Source organism: Pseudomonas sp. MUP55 (assembly GCF_034043515.1).
Lineage (GTDB): Bacteria > Pseudomonadota > Gammaproteobacteria > Pseudomonadales > Pseudomonadaceae > Aquipseudomonas.
The window spans coordinates 3,401,944-3,420,297 of the sequence record NZ_CP138214.1; the positions used below are offsets into that span (position 1 = coordinate 3,401,944).

Below are 18,354 nucleotides of genomic sequence, written 5' to 3' on the forward strand. Positions count from 1 at the left end.
CTCTACTTCGGTTACTGCGACGCAGAGCGTCACGGGCTGCATTCCCACGCAGGCGCGTGGGAACGATCTTTTGACCCACCACTATCGCGGGCAAGCCCCTTCCCACGTTGAATCGAGCACACCTTGTAAAACTCGGCGCTTGCCCCTAGCTTATGCGCCCCCCGCCCAGCGCTTTAAGGCCTTGCCCCATGGTTTTGCGTTTTCGTCCCGTCGTCACTTCACATTTCGCCCTCGGCCTGTTGCTCAGCGGCGGCATTGGCAACAGCCTGGCGGCGCAGATCGAACTGCCGACGGTCAACGTCCAGGGCCAGGACGAGTCCGGCTATCGCACCGAAACCGCTTCGGTCGGCGGCTTCAGTGAGGCGCCCCTGCTCGATACGCCCGCCTCGATCAGCGTGATCAACGCCGCACTGATCAAGGACCAGCAAGCACGCCTGCTCAGTGAGGTGCTGCGCAACGACGCCTCGGTGGGTGACAGCTACGCACCCATCGGCTACTACGAAAACTTCGTGGTGCGCGGCTTCTCGCTGAATGCGGCGAGCAGCTACAAGATCAATGGGCGCACCATCACCGGCGAGCAGAACGTCGCCCTGGAAAACAAGCAACAGGTGGAAGTGCTCAAGGGCTTGGCCGGCTTGCAAAGCGGCATCGCCGAGCCCAGCGGCGTGATCAACTACGTGACCAAGCGCCCCGAAGACGTGCGCTCGGTGACGGTGTCCACCGATGATCGCGGCAGCGGCTATGTCGCCACCGATATCGGCGGCTGGTTCGGCAGTGAGCAGCAGTTCGGCCTGCGCGCCAACGTCGCCCACGAAGACCTCAATTCCTATGTGGAACACGCCAACGGCCAGCGCGATTTTGTGTCCCTGGCCTTCGACTGGAACATCAGCCCCGACGCTGTGCTGCGACTGGACGCCGAATACCAGAACAAACAGCAGCGCTCGGTGCCGGGTTATCAATTGCTCGGCGGTACCGAGGTCCCCCACGACGCCTCGCCGAAAAAGCTGCTCGGCCATCAGACCGGCTCGCGGCAAGTGGGCATCGATTCACTCAACCTCAACGGCACGTTCGAATACCGTTTCAGCGAGCAGTGGAAAGGCAGTGTCAGCGCGGCGCGCAGCAAGGTGATGATCGATGACTACAGCGCGTTTGCCTGGGGTGGCGATACCAATGGCGTGGGCAATTACTTCACCCCAGAGGGCGATTACGGCATCTACGATTACCGCAGCCCTGACGATACCCGCCGCGACGACGAGGTGCAGGCGGCCATGACCGGGGTGTTCGACGCTGCAGGCCTGGGCCATGAACTGACCTTCGGCACCAGCGCGTTTCGCCGGGTGGTCGACAAGCGTGATTCGGTCAACGAGTACATCGGCAGCGGCAACATCCACCAGGACGCACCGAGCTTCACCCCCACCGACAAGCCGCTCAACGATAGCCATCGCAACCTCGACAGTCGTCAATACGGCGTGTTTGTCACCGACCGCATTCGCTTCAATGAGCAATGGCAAACCCTCATCGGCGGGCGCGAAGTGCGCCTGGATGAAAAGGCCTACGACAAAGACGGCACCGAGGCGCGCCACACCCAGCGGTATGTATTCCTGCCCCAGGCGTCGTTGATCTATAAACCGGTGGACAATGTCTCGCTGTACACCAGCTACAGCAAAGGCTTGTCCCTGGGCGGCACGGCCCCCTGGTTTGCCAGCAACAGCAGCGAAACCCTGGCACCCACCACCTCACGGCAAATCGAAGCCGGGGTGAAATACGACTGGCGGCGCATCAGCTTCGCCGCCGCGGTGTTCCAGACGCGTCAGGCCTATCAGTACGCGAAGCCCGAAGACGGTGGCTTCAACTATGTGCAACAGGGCCAGCAGAAAAACACCGGGCTCGAATTGTCGGCCAACGGCTGGGCCACTGAGCGCTTGCAGATCGCCACCAGCGTGGCAGCCATTCGGGCGCGGGTGACGGGCAGCGGCACGCCTGACTACGAGGGCCACCAGGCGATCAACGTGCCCACGCTGCGCGCCAGCGTGTACGCCGACTATGCGTTGCCATGGGTCAATGGCCTGGCGGTGCTCGGCGGCGTGCAATACAGCGCCAAGAAATACGCCAACCGCACCGGCAACGTGGAAGTGGGCAATTATGCGGTGGTCAACGTCGGCAGCCGCTACACCACCCAGGTCGATGGCTATGAAACGGTGTTCCGACTGAGCGTCGACAACCTGTTCGACAAGCGCTACTGGCGCGACGCTGGCGAATACATGGGCGACGACTACCTGTTCCAGGGCGCACCGCTGACGGCGCGCCTGAGTGCGTCGGTCAATTTCTGATTATTTAGGCATCTTGCGAAAGCCCACCGCCAGACGGTTCCAACTGTTGATGGTGGCGATCGCCACGCTCAGGTCGACCTGTTCCTGTGGGCTGAATTCGGCGGCCAGGGCGTTGAAGTCTTCGTCCGGGGCGTGGGTGTGGCTGAGCAGGGTCAGGCTTTCGGCCCAGGCCAGGGCGGCGCGTTCACGCGGGGTGAAAAACGGCGTTTCACGCCAGGCCGACACGGTGTACAGGCGGCGCTCGGTTTCACCACCCTTGCGGGCGTCGGCGGTGTGCATGTCGAGGCAGAACGCGCAGCCGTTGATCTGCGAGACGCGCAGGCGCAACAGTTCCAGCAGCGGCAGTTCGATGGACAGCTTGCCGACCGCTGCCTCCAGGGCAAGCATGGCCTTCATGGCGTCCGGGGAAGCGGTGTAGAAATCGGTACGGGTTTGCATGGTGATACTCCAGAACGGTGGGATGGGTGAGCAGATTAGTCACCGGAACGTTCTGGAGAAATAGCCAATCCGGGGGAAGAACAGGTGACCAATCTACAGGCCGCGGCTCCTCAACCACTGCAGGAAACCCTTCTTCACCGGCACCACCGGCGCGTCCTCGGTCAGCGCCTGGGCGGCGTGCACGCGGAAGTCCAGCAGCGCCTTCATCGCTTCGCCGATGTCGTGCCGCGCATCCAGGCACGGCTTGAGGTACTCGTTTTCGATGCGGTACAGCGTGCAGTAGGTCTTGGCGGTGAAGTCCGCCAGGGTGGCCTGTTCGGTCAGGATGCCGGACTCGCCAATCACCTCCCCCGGCCCCATGCGCCCGGCCTCGAACGTGTGGCCGCCCTTGACCAGCATCACCGAGACCACCCCGGATTCGATGATGAACAGGTGATCGCTGACCTCCCCCGCCGGCAGGATCATGTCGCCGGCGCGGTAGGTGTGCAGGCTCATGTTCTGGCTGAAGGTGTCTTTTTCTTCCTGGCGCAGGGTGGAAAAGATTGATGAACGTTCAAGTAATGCCCGTGCGCCGGAGACCGTGGCGGGCGTGCCACCTTCGGTGGCGGACAACAGGCCCACGCCCGCCGCCTGCAAGTGGCGAAATGCCAGGTCGTAAAGCTGGTTGCGCACGTCGCGCTTGAGGCCCATGGCCGGCACGAAGCCGCTGATTTCGTACTCCACGCCGCCGCTGGTCGAGGCCTTGAACGCCACGCTGGGCGCCGGTTTGGCCAATAGCGCGCGGCAGCCCTGCATGGCCCGCTCAAGGGCTTCGATCACCGTCTGCGGGCGCGCATGGGGGCTCACTTGCAGGCTGACCGCGAGGCCGAACATGTCCGCCGGGCGCGAGAAGTTGATGATCTTGGCCTTGGCCGCCAGGGAGTTGGGGATGACCGCCAGGCTGCCCTGGGAGGTCTGCAAGCGCGTGGCGCGCCAGTCGATGTCGGTGACGCGGCCTTCGGTGCCGTCGATGGAGATCCAGTCGTCGATCTGGTAGGGCTTGGTGGTGTTGAGGACGATCCCGGAAAACACGTCGCTCAGGGTGCTTTGCAGGGCCAGGCCGACGATGATCGCCACGGCGCCGGAGGTGGCGAGCACGCCCTTGACCGGCAGGTCGAGCACGTAGGCCATCGCGGCGATGATCGCGATCAGGAAAATCACCGCGCCCATCAGGTCCTGCAACAACCGCCCGGTGTGGCCGACCCGCTGCATCATCACCGCGCCGAGCAAGACCGTGAGGGTACGCGCCGCGAACAGCCACCAGCCGATCTGCAACGCGGTTGCCGCCAGGTGCAGCGTGGTGTCATCGGCGTAAGGCGCCGCTTGCATGGGGTTCATGCCGTCGTTGAACAGCACCGCGCTGAAGACCGCAAAGATCACCAGCCGCGCCGCGAGTTTCCAGTTGGCGAGCGTGGGCGAGATAAGGCGCCACACGGCGATGTCGATAAGGATCAGCGCCACGGCGCACAACATCGGGTGATCAGTGATAAATGAGGGCATCCAGGCGACTCCAGGGCGAATGCGCAGAAGATCGCATGAAATGCGGATGGCGGGTATAGCGCAGAAGAAAAAGTGGGAGGGAGCGAGCCCTGACGCCAGTCAGTCAAGCCGAACACCGTACCTGTGGCGAGGGAGCTTGCTCCCGCTGGACTGCGCAGCAGGCCCATTGTTTGGGGCCGCTTCGCGCCCCAGCGGGAGCAAGCTCCCTCGCCACAGGTTACTTCACGCCGGTACGGCTTCTTCTCACTCCCACAGGGGGTTATAAACCCCAGATATCAACCCTGCATCCGCCCGAACTTGCCCGACTGAAAGTCGGCGAACGCCTGGTGGATTTCCTGCTCGGTGTTCATCACGAACGGGCCGTGGCCGACGATGGGCTCGTCGATCGGCTCGCCGCTGAGCAACAACACCTTGGCGTCGTCATTGGACTCCAGGGTGATCTGGTCACCGTCACGTTCGAACAACGCCAACTGCCCCTGGCGCGCAACTTCCTCGCCGTTGATCAGCACGGTTCCGCTGAGGATCACCAGCGCGGTGTTGCGCCCGACGTGCAAGTCCAGCGTCACGGCCTTGCCGGCATTGAGCCGCAGGTCCCACACGTCAATCGGCGTGAAGGTGCGCGCCGGGCCTTGCGTACCGGCGAACTCACCGGCGATCAAGCGCAGGTGACCCGCATCGTCCGCCAGCGGCAGCACCGGTATGTCGCCATCGACGATGGTCTGGTAACCGGGGTCGGTCATTTTGTCCTTGGCGGGCAAGTTGACCCACAGTTGCACCATCTCCATCGTACCGCCTGTGCGGGCGAAGTCCTGGGAGTGAAATTCTTCATGGAGAATGCCTTTGGCAGCCGTCATCCATTGCACATCGCCCGGGCCGATTTTGCCGCCGGCACCGGTGGAGTCGCGATGCTCGACTTCGCCGTCATAAACGATGGTCACCGTTTCAAAGCCGCGATGCGGGTGCTGGCCGACGCCGCGACGGGTGTCGGTAGGCGTGAATTCGACCGGGCCGCCGTGGTCCAGCAGCAGGAATGGGCTGATGTGTTTGCCCATGGTGTCGTAGGAAAACAGCGTGCGCACCGGAAAGCCATCGCCAACCCAATGGGTGCGCGGGCTGGTGTAGATACCAATCAGTTTTTTCATGGTGTACCTCCAAAGTGCCTACACCATAAGGCCCTCGGCCGTTGCGCACTAGCCGGCGAAAGCGGCGCGGATCGTTCTATGTATAGGACAATGCCTTGGCCGCCCGCTGGCGCAACAGATGAAACGCCACAAAGGCCGTGACGGCAAAGACAGCCTGGATGACGATCATCGGCGTCGCGCTGCCGTCCCGCAGATGGCTCAACAGCACGCCGCTGCAGGTGGCCCCGAACATCTGCGCGAACCCCATCAACCCGGCCGCCAGACCTGCACGGTGGGCGTTAGGCATCACCGCGCCCGTGACCGCCCCGGGCAGCACCAGCCCGCCGCCAAGCGTGGCCAGGGCGATGGGCAGGTCCAGGCCCACCACTGAGAGCCCGAACAGCGCATAAATCAGCAGTGCCAGTACGCCGCCGGCGGCCACCAGCGTCACGCCTATCGTCACAATCCGTTGCGGCCCCAGGCGCAGGATATTGCGCCGGGTGTAGGTGGACCCGACGATCAGCATCGAGACGATCAGGCCGAAGTTGATGCCGTATTCCAGGCTGCTCAAACCCAGCAGATTGATAAACACCGCCGACGAACCGGCAATGACCGCAAACATCGCGCCGTAGGTACAGGCCAGCGCCACAGCGTAGGCGCGGTACTGACGACCCTTGAGCAAATCCAGGTATTGCCCGCCGAGGGTGCGCCAATGCGCGGCCCTGGGATCGAGATGAAGGTTGCTCTCGCGAAAGAACAACACCGCAAGCATTAACACCACGCTGCCAATGACCCCTGCGAGCACGATGGGCGCGTGCCAACCGAAGAGTTTGATCAGCAAGCCGCCGGCCATCGGCGCCACCACGATGGCGTAGAGCATGCCGATCATGGTCAGCGCCAGGACCGGGCCCGCCTCGGCTTTCCATACATCACGCACCACCGTGCGCGCCAACACCAACGCGGCGCACGCCCCCAGGCCCTGTAGCACGCGGGCGGCGATAAATTGCTGAATGTCAGTGACCAGCAGCATCGACAGCGTTGCCAGCACATACAGCGTCAGGCCGGCGAGCAACACCGGGCGGCGACCGACACGGTCCGACAACGGCCCGAACAGCAACTGGCCCAGGCCGAACGCGGCGACAAACGCCGACAGTGCCATCAGCGCCGAACCTTGCGGCGCCGCCAGCGCCTGCTCGATGGCGCCCAGGCCCGGAATGATCAATTGCGTGGAGACTTCACCCAGCGCGGTCAGGGCAGCCAGTAAGAACAACAAGCGGCGCGAAGGTGTCGGGGCGTTTGCCATGGGAAATATCCGGGGCTGGATTTATTTATATTTCGACCATAATATGGCGAAAAAATTATGTCCATAATTTTTTGCCCCTTGGTCATCCTGGAGTTCGTCATGCCCCCTCTCCACCTGAGCCTTCTCACGCCCCTGGCCTTATTGGCAGTCCTCAGTGGCTGCAACAGCCAGGCCGACAGCGCTGCTCAAGTTTCCCCGCCGCGCCCGGTCCTGGCCGCCAGGGTCGAAGCTGGCGGCACCCAGCAGAGCGCCTACACCGGCGTGGTTGCCGCCCGCACCGAAAGCAACCTGGGCTTTCGGGTCAGCGGCAAGGTGATCGAACGCAAGGTCGACCCCGGCCAGCACGTCTCCCGTGGCGACACGCTGCTGGTGCTGGACATCGGCGATTTCGAGCTGGCGTTGCGCTCGGCGAAGAACCGTGTGAACGCTGCCCAGGCGCAGTTGCGCCAGCGCCGCGATGACGAAAACCGCTACCAGCGCCTGGCCAGCACCGGCGCGGTGTCACGGCAGATTTTCGACCAGTCGGCGACCAACCTGCGGGTTGCCGAAGCGGAACTGGCCGCTGCGCAATCGGACGCCAGCCAGATCGAAAACCGCCGCACCTATTCCGTGCTCAAGGCCGATGGCGACGGCATCATCACCGACGTGCTGGCGGATCGCGGCCAGGTAGTGGCCGAAGGGCAGATCGTTGCACGCCTGGCCCATGACGGCGCCCGCGAAGCCATCGTCAACCTGCCGGAACAACAGCGCGCCCAGGCCACACAAAACGCCCTGGCCTTCGCCTTCGGCGCCCCGGAGCAGGCGGTCACCGCCACCCTGCGTGAACTCTCCGCCAGCGCCGATCCCACCACCCGCACCTACCGCGCACGCTATGTGCTGCACGGCCCGGCCCAGCGTTTCGCCCTCGGCTCCACCATCACCGTGCGCCTGCAGGGTAACGGCCAGGCCCAGCAAACCCGCGTACCCATCGGTGCGTTGCAGGACGCGGGGCAAGGCACCGGCGTATGGCTGATCGGTGAAGACAACACCGTCAGCTTCGCCCCGGTGAAGGTCGCCAGTCTCGGCCAGGAAGAGGCCCTGCTCGACAGCGGCGTCACACCCGGCCAAACCGTCGTCGCCCTCGGCGCGCACCTGCTGCACAGCGGTGACAAGGTACGCCTGCTGCCCACCCAGGCGCTGGCCCTCGACCGCAAACAGGATCAATGAGCATGCGTGGAATCAACCTTTCGGAACTGGCGGTCAAGCACCGCGCAGTCACGCTGTTTTTGATCATCGCGATTATCGCTGCCGGGATCTTCTCGTTCGGCAAGCTGGGGCGCGCCGAAGACCCCTCGTTTACCGTCAAGGTCATGACCATCAGCGCCGCCTGGCCCGGCGCCACCGCCGAGGAAATGCAGGAGCAAGTGGCCGACCGCCTGGAAAAGCGCCTGCAGGAACTGGACTACTACGACCGCGTCGAGACCAACGCCCAGCCGGGTTTCGTGTCGATGCGCATGACGTTTCTCGAATCCGCGCCGCCCAACGAGATTCAGGAGCTGTTCTACCAGACCCGCAAAAAGCTCAGCGACGAAGCCGCGAACCTGCCCAAGGGCGTGATCGGACCGTTCTTCAACGATGAGTATTCGGATGTCTACTTTGCGCTGTACGCCCTGGAGGCCGAGCACCTGCCCCATCGCCAGCAAGTACAGATGGCTGAAGAGTTGCGCCAGGGCCTGCTCAACCTGCCGGGGGTGAAGAAGGTCAATATCCTCGGCGAACAGGCCCAACGCGTGTTTGTCGAGTTCTCCTATGAGCGCCTGGCGACCCTGGGCATCAAGCCCGAACAGATCTTCGCTGCCCTCGCCGCGCAAAACGCCGTGGCGCCTTCGGGCTTCGTCGAAACCGCCGGCGCCCGCGCCTATATCCGCATCGATGGCGCCTTCGACAGCCTGGCGTTGATCGAGAACGTGCCGCTGCAAGCCAATGGCCGCGTGCTGCGCATCGCCGATGTGGCAACCGTGCGGCGGGGCTATGAGGACCCGCCCAGCTACCGCATCCGCCACCAGGGCGACCCGGCGCTGATGCTCGGGGTCATCATGGAGAAACACTGGAACGGCCTGGAACTGGACAAGAGCCTGCAGGCCCAGGAAGCCCGAATCCAGGCCGACCTGCCCCTGGGCGTGAACTTTGCCAAGGTGTCCGACCAGGCGAAAAACATCAGCCTGGCGGTGAACGAGTTCATGCTCAAATTCTTCGTCGCCCTGGCGGTGGTGATGCTAATCAGCCTGTTGGCCCTGGGTTTTCGCGTGGGGCTGGTGGTGGCGGCGGCGGTGCCGCTGACGCTGTCGATCGTGTTTGTGATCATGCTCGTCACCGGCCGTGAATTCGACCGCGTCACCCTCGGCGCCCTGATCATTTCCCTGGGCCTGCTGGTGGACGACGCCATCATCGCCATCGAGATGATGGTGGTGAAACTCGAAGAAGGCTTTGACCGCATCCATGCGGCCACCTACGCCTGGAGTTCCACGGCAGCGCCCATGCTGACCGGCACGCTGGTGACGATCATCGGCTTCTTGCCCGTGGGGTTCGCGCGGTCCGCAGCGGGTGAGTACGCCGGGAATATCTTCTGGATCGTTGGTTTTGCACTGATTTCATCCTGGTTGGTGGCGGTGGTGTTCACGCCATACCTGGGGGTGAAGCTGTTGCCGCAGATCAAGCCGGTGCCCGGCGGGCATGATGCGATTTACGCCGGGCGTTACTACCAGAAACTGCGCAGCCTGGTGGAAACCTGCGTGCGCAGGCGCTGGCTGGTGACCGGGCTGGTGGTGGCGGCATTTGTGCTGTGCGGCCTGGGCATGGCGGTGGTGAAGAAACAGTTCTTCCCCGACTCCGACCGTTCGGAGCTGATCCTGGAGGTGTACATGCCGCCCGGCAGCGCGTTCAAAAGCACCGAAGCGGTAGCGGCGCAGGTCGAAAAAGCCCTGTTGCAGGAACCGCAGACCCACCTGGTCGACACCTATGTGGGCGGCGGCGCACCGCGCTTTTTCCTGTCGCTGAACCCTGAACTGCCAGACCCGGCGTTCGCCAAGTTGATCGTGCAAACCCCGGATTCCCACGCCCGCGACGCATTGAAAGTGCGCATGCGCGAGCGCATCGCCGCCGGTGAGTTTCCCGCCGCGCGGGTGCGCGTGACGCAATTGGTGTTCGGCCCACCGGTGCCGTTCCCCGTGGTGTTCCGCGTGTCCGGGCCGAACCTGGACGTGCTGCGCGGGCTGTCCGAACAGGTGCGCCAAGTGGTCGCCGGCAACCCGCTGACCCGCGACGCCTACCTGGAATGGGGCGAGCGCGCCAGCGGCTATCGCCTGGTGCTGGACCAGGACCGCCTGCGCCTGCTCGGCTTCACGCCCGACGAGGTCAAGTCCCAGCTCAACGCCCTGCTCAGCGGCAACCCCATCACCGAAGTGCGCGAAGGCAACCGCACCGTGTCCGTGGTGGCCCGCGCCCAGGGCAGCCAGCGCGAAGACCTCGGCAACCTCAACAACATGACCCTGACCAACAGTGCCGGTAACTCGGTGCCGCTGGCCCAGGTCGGGCATTTCCAGGCGGTGATGGAAGAACCGATCCTCAAGCGCCGCGACCGCGCCACCACCGTGGAAGTGCGCGCCGACATCGTCGACGGAGTGCAACCGCCCGATGTGGAAATGGCCGTGTACAAAGACCTGCAGCCGCTGATCGCCAAACTGCCCAGCGGCTACCGGATCGACATCGGCGGCCCGGTAGAAGAAAGCGCCAAGGCCAACGCCGCCCTGGCGGTACTGTTCCCGATCATGATCCTGCTGACCCTCACGGTGATCATGTTCCAGGTGCGCTCCTTCGGCGTGATGTTGATGGTCTTCGCCACCGCGCCGCTGGGCCTGATGGGCGCGGTGCCGACCTTGCTGCTGTTCAACCAGCCATTCGGCTTCAACGCGATTCTCGGGCTGATCGGCATCGGCGGGATTCTGATGCGCAACACGCTGATCTTCACCGACCAGATTCGCCAGAACCAGGACCACGGCATGCCGATACGCGAGGCCATCATCGAAGCCACCGTGCGCCGAGCGCGACCGGTGATCCTCACCGCACTCGCGGCGGCGCTGGCGTTCATTCCGCTGACGCTGTCGGTGTTCTGGTCGTCCCTGGCCTATGTGCTGATCGGCGGAGTATTGGTGGGCACGGTGTTGACGCTGTTGTTCCTGCCGGCGCTGTGCAGCCTGGTGCTGCGTGACCGGGTTGCCGAAACTTCCCACGCAACCGCCGGATAAGCTCTACTCCCCTGCCCTGAAAACCGCTGCAAAGTCCCTCGCCTGATCAAACAGTGCGAGGGATTGCAGATGGTTCTTTTCGTTAGCGCCCAGGTTGTCCGGGGCGTCTTTTGATTCCGGTGATTGCCAGCTTTGTACTGGCCCCGATGGACCCCGAAGCGCCGGACGCTGAACGGGTTCTTCGCGATTTCCGCCATTGCCTGAACACTTTCGATAAGTGGGCCGACAGCTTTCTAAGTGGCTCGGCGCTGCAAGTGGAGCAGGTGTTCAAGGTCGGTGACGACGTCGCACTGGTTGCGCCGATCTCTTCCGACAGTCCCAGTCGCACCGTCGCCCAGTGCAAGGCCCAGGGCGGGCTGACCCTGGTGCATCTGTTCGAGAGCACCCGGTTCGTGCCGATCGGCAACACGCCGGTCACGCTGCAAGCCATCGCCCAGGACGGCACGCCCATGGGCGCGCCGCTGCAGCGAACCATCGGCCCCAGCGGCATTCTTACGGTGCCCGATTGCACCCGCGACCAGCAGTACCAGATCATCTTCTACCCCAACGTTTCCAAAGATCACGTCAAGGCGCTTTACGTGTCCTACCAGTCGGTGATCGCTGGGCTGGAAGCAGACCTGCGCCAGCAATGGCGTGGGCACTTCGAACCTCAATGGGCCGACTTCGCCAAGGCGCCGGCCTACAAACGCAGCGCGAAGCAAGGCCTGGCCTTTGCGACCGGGATTGGCAAGGCCGTCTACAACCTGTGGGACAACCTTACCGAGCTGGTCGACCTGCTGGCGAACCTCAAGTCCAACAGCGAAAAGCTGTTGAAGTACCTCTCCCAAGCCGAACTCGATCAGTTACTCAAGCTGGGCAAAAACGCGCTTGCCCAGGGGCTGCTGGTGCTCAGTGATGAGCCGCTGTTGTTCATTTATCTCTCGGCGATGGTGGCCTGGCTACGCCTGCTGCCGCCGCCCGAGATGTATGAGCTGGTGGGTGAGATAACCGGCGAAATCCTGATCAACCTGTTGCTGATCTGGGCGACGCGGGGGATTGGGGTCCAGCTTCGGCTGGGGGCCCAGGTACTCAGTCATGTCAAATCCGGGCGGGCGCGGGCGTTGTTGGAATTGCTGGCCAGGCAGGTTGCAGGGCCGCGGCTGGAAACGCACGTGGAGGCCGCCAAGCCGGTGTTGCTGAGCAGTGCGGCAGTGCCGGTCAAGGCTGTGCCGGTGGCGTCGTTGAAGGCGGGTGAGGAGTTGGTTGCCAACCCGGTGCCGGCGGTGCGCCGCAAGACCCAGCGCACGGCGTTGGTTCGCCAGGAGGCGGTGGATGATGTGCCTGCCGTGGCATCGAACCCGAAGGGGGATGCGGCGGCCTCTGCGGACAAAACCGTCACCCACGGTTGCCCGGTGTCGATGGTCACCGGCGAAGAACTGCTGACCATCACCGATGGCGCGCTGGATGGAGTTTTGCCGTTCGAGTGGACGCGGCTGTATCGCACCAGTGCGGTGGAAGTGGATTGCGGGTTGGGGTTTGGCTGGAGCCATGCGCTGGCCCAGCGGCTGGTGGTGTCGGGCGATTCGGTGGTGTGGACCGACCACGAAAACCGCTCGACCACCCTGCCCTTGCCGACGGTGGCTCGGCCGGCGATCACCAACAGCCTGGCGGAAGCGGCGATTTACCTGGGATCGTTGCCGGATGAACTGGTGCTGGCTCAGGGGTCGCGGTTCTACCACTTTTGCGACGGTGTGCTGACGGCGATCAGCGATGCGTATGACAACCGGTTGCGCATTTTCCGGGATAGGTTAGGGCGGATTGAGCGAGTGGACAACGGTTTCGGTCGCTCGCTTTTACTGCGTTATGAATTCGACCGCATTGTGGCGGTGGACTACCAGGTTCATCGCGCCAAGGGGCATGAACCCTTTGTTTGGGTGACCGAGCAGAACGTCGTTTCCTACGCCTATGACGACGCTGGACGACTGGTGTCGGCGACCAACGCTGTCGGTGAACGCGAGGTTTATCGGTACGACGAGCAACACGTCATTCTCGAGCGCCAACTGGCCGGTGGCGCGAGCTTCTTCTGGGCATGGGAACGTGCCGGCAAGGCCGCACGCTGTGTCCGGCACTGGGCCAGCTTTTCGCAGGTGGACACGCGCTATGCCTGGGGCGACGACGGCAGCGTCACCGTGCACAACGCCGATGGCAGCCAAGAGGTTTATGTCCATGACGACCGAGCGCGACTGGTACAGCGCATCGACCCGGACGGCGCCCGGCACTTCAAATCCTACGATGACAAAGGCCGCCTGACCGTCGAGCAAGACCCGCTGGGCGCGGTGACGGCCTATCAGTACGACGACGCCGGGCGCCTGGTGGCGCTGTTTCCGGGGGATGACGAGCCGACGTCCTACGAGCATGACAACGGCTTCGTACGGGTTATGCGCCGGGGTGAGGCGGTCTGGACATACGAGCGTAATGACCAGGGCGATGTCATTCGCCAGATCGATCCGGATGGCCATGCGACCGACTACAGCTACGACAAGCAAGGGCAACTCACCGGCGTTTGGTACCCCGATAACAGCTGCCATCGGCTGGTGTGGAATGAGCGCGGGCAACTCGTTGAAGAACAGCTGCCCAATGGTGGGATCAAGCGTTATCGCTATGACGACTTGGGCCGGCAGATTGCCCGAGAGGATGAGCATGGCGCGCTGACCCAGTATCAATGGGACGGCTTAGGTCGGTTAACGCGCCTGGTGCTGCCGGACGGTGCCGCACGGGAATTCAGCTACAACCCCTACGGAAAAATCATCGCCGAACGCGATGAACTGGGCCACGTCACCCGCTACGAATACGCCGACGGCCTGCACCTGATCAGCCGTCGCATCAACGCCGACGGCACACAGGTCAAGTACCGCTACGACAACGCCCGCTTACTGCTGACCGCCATCGAAAACGAAGTCGGCGAAACCTACCAGCTCGACTACCACCCCAACGGCCTGATCCAACAGGAAACCGGCTTTGACGGCCAACGCACCGCCTACACCTACGACCTCAACGGCAACCTGCAGGAAAAGACCGAACACGGCGACGACGGCCGTCAGCTAGTCACCCAATACCAGCGCGACCACGCCGGTCGCCTCGTACGAAAAACCCTGCCCGACGGCAGTATTGTCGACTATGCCTACGACCGCCAAGGCAACCTCCTCAGCGTCGACGACGGTCACTGGTTCCTGGCCTACGAATACGACAAACAAAACCGCCTCACCGCCGAACACCAGGGCTGGGGCACCTTGCGCTACGGCTACGACGCCTGCGGCCAGCTTCAACATTTACGCCTGCCCGACAACAACCGCCTCACCTTCAACCACGACAAAGGCGGCCACCTCGCCACCGTCGAGCTGAACGGTGCGCTGCTCACCTCGCACCTGTTCAAAGCCGGCCGCGAACACCAGCGTCAACAAGGCCAACTGCTCAGCCACTACCACTACGACGACCAAAACCGCCTGCACGCCCACGCCGTCACCCAACTGGAAAACCATCTCTACCAACGCCACTACGATTACGACAAAGCCGGCAACCTCACCCGCCTGCACGACACGCGCAAGGGCGAACACCTTTACCACTACGACCCGCTCCAGCGCCTGACCCGCGCCAATCACTCGCAAGACGTACAGGAGCGTTTCGGCCACAACCCGGCGGGCAATCTGCTCATGCAAAACCGGCCGGGGCCGGACATCGTTGCGGGCAATCGCCTGGTGATTCAGGGGGATCATCATTACGAGTATGACGCCTTTGGCAACCTCATCCGTGAGCGGCGAGGCAAAGGTCACTCACTCGTTACCGAGTATCGCTATGACTGCCAGCACCGGCTGACTGGAATCACCAAGCCCAACGGGCAAACCGCCAGTTATCGCTATGACCCGTTTGGACGGCGTATCAGCAAAACCGTCGACGGCATCACGACGGAGTTTTTCTGGCAAGGCGACAAAGTCGTCGCTGAGCATCACGCGGATCGTCACCGAAGCTACCTCTACGAACCGGACAGCTTCCGTCCATTGGCACTGTTGGAAGGCTTCGGCCCACAAGAAACCAAGCCCTACCACTACCAACTCGACCACCTCGGCACACCGCAGGAACTCACCAGCCCAGAAGGCGACATCGTCTGGTCCGCCCATTACCGCGCCTACGGCGAAATCAGCCGGCTCGACGTAGGCAAAGTCGACAACCCGCTACGTTTCCAAGGCCAATACTTCGACCCGGAAAGCGGCCTGCATTACAACCGCCATCGCTACTACAATCCGGATATTGGTCGATACCTGACGCCTGACCCGGTGAAGCTGGCGGGTGGGATCAACGCGTACCAGTACGCGCCCAATCCTACAGGTTGGGTTGACCCGCTAGGCTTGAATACATGCCCAGGCGGCGACGGCTGTAAACCCAGCGTTAGCGCTCAAAATCCTACGGAGAGTGTTAACCACGCAGAGCCAGGCTTACCGCAACTGACCCGTGCGGAACGGCAGGCTAGAATTGATGAACTCGCTGAAGCGAACGCTCACCGGCGTTTGTCAGAGCTTGAAGCGTCGATTCCTGGCGCGCACTTTCTAGAAAAACACGGTGCTCAGACTCCTCTGGAATCTCAACTCGAGCGAGTAATGACAGCCAAAAACCCAACCACAGGGGTAATTGAAAGACACCTGAGAGGGCCACGCGCGGGAGAACCGCGACCACCAAGCGCTGCGACTCACTTTCTAAGCCATAGAGACCAATTAAATGCTATCTACCGTGCACAGCTCATTTTCAAGCTTCTTAACTTGTCAGCTTCCAAAAAACCTATGCACATGGGAAAAATAATCGGAGAAGGATATAAACGAAATGGCTACGAATACGACCAAACGAAAAGAGCACGAGTTTTCTTAAACGAAGATGGTCAACCCATTACAGCATTTGCGGATCTCGAATGAACTTCAAGCCAAGCATCTCAATAATACAAGGCCTACTTTTTACGTACTGCATCGAAAATACTACGAACGCAGACAGAGAAGAGCTTATTTCCTCTATAAACGTCAACAACCCTGAGGAGCTCACAGGGCTATTCGACGAGCTAACCAAACCGGAATTCGTCAAATACAAGAGAGATGAAAGAGAATGGCACATCAATACACTCCAGCATTTTCTAAGTACCAATGAAAATTTCGAATCGGTATTCTATCTCTTCGACACTCATTTCAGCGATGAAATAATTGACAAACGGTGCTTCATGAAAACGCTATTAGACTGCCTTAACAGATACAACCTTGAGGTAACCGAGTCTAAATAAACATAAACCCATAAGGGGGGCGCGAACATAACGTGCACGCTATTATTGATAGCGTCATCATAGTGCGACGACCACTACAAGATGAACACATACGGCATTCACTATAAAATCAACCAAGAACATCAGCAGCCGAAAGTTTGTTTAGCAGCATTGACAGACACTTTAAATACAGTAGATCTCGAGACGGGCTAGAACATGAAAACCAGAAAAAGCTGTTATGCACGTAAATGCAGACGGAAACCCAATTACTGCTTACACGGCATTTTAAACGATGAAAAGAAAACCACAACTATCAATACTTCAAGGGCTGTTATTCACCTACTGCATTGAAAATACTAGAAACATCAAAAGAGAAGAAATTATAGCTTCAAAAAGTGTTAACGACCCCGAAGAGCTAGCAGAACTTTTCGATGCGTTGACCAAGCCAGAATTTTATACATACACGTTGGAAGAACAGAACTGGTATATCGAAACCATCAGGCATTATTTATTAACCGATGAAACCTTCGACTCGGTTTTTTATCTTTTTGACACTTACTTTGAGGATGACATTAACGACAATAGAGCATTCATGGGAGTTTTGCTTGATTGCCTAGTTCGTTACCGAGCTGAAGCGACAGCCTCGTAGAAAACAACCAATACACACTGAAAAAACCACAACCCCTGTGGCGAGCGAGCTTGCTCGCGCTGGGCCGCGAAGCGGCCCCTATCAGGGGCAATGCGGTGTTTCAGTCATGTTGGCAGCGCAGGTTTCAGGGCTGTTGCGCAGCCCAGCGGGAGCAAGCTCCGGCATGAACGGTTCAGCGTTTGGAAAGCTCCATGATCATCCGACTCAACAGATAAACCCGCGGCGCCACGCTCTCCACCTCGGCGTATTCCTCCGGCGTGTGAATATTCCCGCCCACTATGCCAAACCCATCCAGCGTCGGCGTCCCGACCCCGGCCGACAAGCTCGCATCCGCCGCGCCGCCGCTGCCTTCGATGGTCAGTGTTTTGCCCAATTCCCCGTAGATCCCTTGGGCAATCGCGACCAATTTGTCCGACTCCGCTGTTTGCGGCATCGGCGGCAAACCGCGCTGCAGGCTGGTCTTGACTTCGGTCTCGGGGATCAGCTTGTCGGCTGAAACCCGCGCCAGGTCTTTCTCGATGCGGTCGAATTCTTCCGGCAACGCGGCGCGTACGTCGGCCTTGGCGGTGGCCTGGTCGGGGATGACGTTGGTGCGGTCGCCGGCCTTGAGCACGGTGAAGTTGATGGTGGTTTTCTTCTCGGCATCGCCCAGCTTGCCCAGTTGCAGGATCTGGTGTGCGACCTCCATGGCGGCGTTGCGCCCCAACTCCGGGGCAACGCCGGCGTGGGCGGCTTTGCCTTTGACTTCCACCACGGCGGTGGCGCTACCTTTGCGCCAGACCACCAGGCCGTCGGCTGGGCGGCCGGGTTCCAGGTTGAGGGTCACGTCGTGGCCCTTGGCGGTGGTGCGGATCAGTTCGGAGGCGGCGTCGGAGCCGGTCTCTTCGCTGGCGTCGAGCAGGAAGGTGATTTGCGCATAGTCCTTGAAGCCCTGGTTTTTCAGGACTTTCAACGCGTAGATACCGGCGACGATGCCACCTTTGTCGTCCATCACGCCGGGGCCATAGGCGCGGCCGTCCTTGATGTGGAACGGGCGCTCGGCGGCCGAGCCTTCCTTGAACACGGTGTCCATGTGCGCCATCAGCAGGATTTTGGCTCTGCCGGTGCCCTTCAAGGTGGCGATCACATGGCTGTTGTTGGCGGCTTTGTCCGGCACCAGCTCAATGCTGAAACCCAACTGTTTCAATTCATCCACGGCAATATCGCGCACTTGAGTCAGGCCTGGCTCATAGCCGGAACCGGAATCGATATTCACCAGGCGCTCCAGCAGTTTCAGGGCCTGGGCCTTGTACTGTTCGGCATCCGCCTGGATCTGCTTGTGGGGTTCGGCGCTGTAGGCCGGCACGGCGAAGGACAAGGCCAGGGTGGCGGCCAGAAGGGTACGGGGGAAGGTGAAGAGCATGAACCGATCCTTGT

10 protein-coding genes are annotated in these 18,354 nt (G+C 61.5%); 5 read left to right on the plus strand and 5 right to left on the minus strand.

Annotated features, from left to right (window positions below):
• Positions 1-188 precede the first annotated feature (188 nt).
• Positions 189-2,330, plus strand: a complete 2,142-nt coding sequence (locus tag SC318_RS15295) for a TonB-dependent siderophore receptor (RefSeq protein ID WP_320427470.1) — start codon at positions 189-191, stop codon at positions 2,328-2,330.
• Here the strand turns inward: SC318_RS15295 and SC318_RS15300 are convergent, their stop codons facing one another.
• From SC318_RS15300 to SC318_RS15315, 4 genes are all read right to left on the minus strand, one after another.
• Positions 2,331-2,768: a carboxymuconolactone decarboxylase family protein gene (locus tag SC318_RS15300; protein ID WP_320427471.1), complete on the minus strand. Its 438-nt coding sequence runs from the start codon at positions 2,766-2,768 to the stop codon at positions 2,331-2,333.
• A 93-nt stretch (positions 2,769-2,861) separates the two neighbouring features.
• Positions 2,862-4,307, minus strand: coding sequence for a mechanosensitive ion channel domain-containing protein (locus SC318_RS15305; protein WP_320427472.1), 1,446 nt, complete (start codon positions 4,305-4,307; stop codon positions 2,862-2,864).
• A 275-nt stretch (positions 4,308-4,582) separates the two neighbouring features.
• A complete protein-coding gene (locus SC318_RS15310) occupies positions 4,583-5,449 on the minus strand; it encodes a pirin family protein (protein ID WP_320427473.1) in 867 nt (288 codons plus the stop codon).
• 76 nt (positions 5,450-5,525) lie between these two features.
• On the minus strand, positions 5,526-6,731 hold the full coding sequence (locus tag SC318_RS15315; protein WP_320427474.1) for a multidrug effflux MFS transporter: 1,206 nt from the start codon (positions 6,729-6,731) through the stop codon (positions 5,526-5,528).
• A 99-nt stretch (positions 6,732-6,830) separates the two neighbouring features.
• Here SC318_RS15315 and SC318_RS15320 point away from each other — a divergent pair, with 99 nt between their 5' ends.
• From SC318_RS15320 to SC318_RS15335, 4 genes are all read left to right on the plus strand, one after another.
• Entirely contained in the window at positions 6,831-7,937 is a 1,107-nt protein-coding gene (locus tag SC318_RS15320; RefSeq protein ID WP_320427475.1) for an efflux RND transporter periplasmic adaptor subunit, read from the plus strand.
• 2 nt (positions 7,938-7,939) lie between these two features.
• Positions 7,940-11,014 carry an efflux RND transporter permease subunit gene (locus SC318_RS15325; RefSeq protein ID WP_320427476.1) on the plus strand — a complete coding sequence of 1,025 codons (3,075 nt, stop codon included), beginning with the start codon at positions 7,940-7,942 and terminating at the stop codon, positions 11,012-11,014.
• 110 nt (positions 11,015-11,124) lie between these two features.
• Positions 11,125-15,954: an RHS repeat-associated core domain-containing protein gene (locus SC318_RS15330; RefSeq protein ID WP_320427477.1), complete on the plus strand. Its 4,830-nt coding sequence runs from the start codon at positions 11,125-11,127 to the stop codon at positions 15,952-15,954.
• Positions 15,955-16,581: 627 nt separating this feature from the next.
• A complete protein-coding gene (locus SC318_RS15335; RefSeq protein ID WP_320427478.1) occupies positions 16,582-16,938 on the plus strand; it encodes a hypothetical protein in 357 nt (118 codons plus the stop codon).
• A gap of 172 nt (positions 16,939-17,110) precedes the next feature.
• Here SC318_RS15335 and SC318_RS15340 read toward each other — a convergent pair whose 3' ends face one another.
• Positions 17,111-18,340 (minus strand): M20/M25/M40 family metallo-hydrolase, encoded by a 1,230-nt coding sequence (locus SC318_RS15340; protein ID WP_320427479.1) that lies wholly within the window; start codon positions 18,338-18,340, stop codon positions 17,111-17,113.
• Positions 18,341-18,354 lie beyond the last annotated feature (14 nt).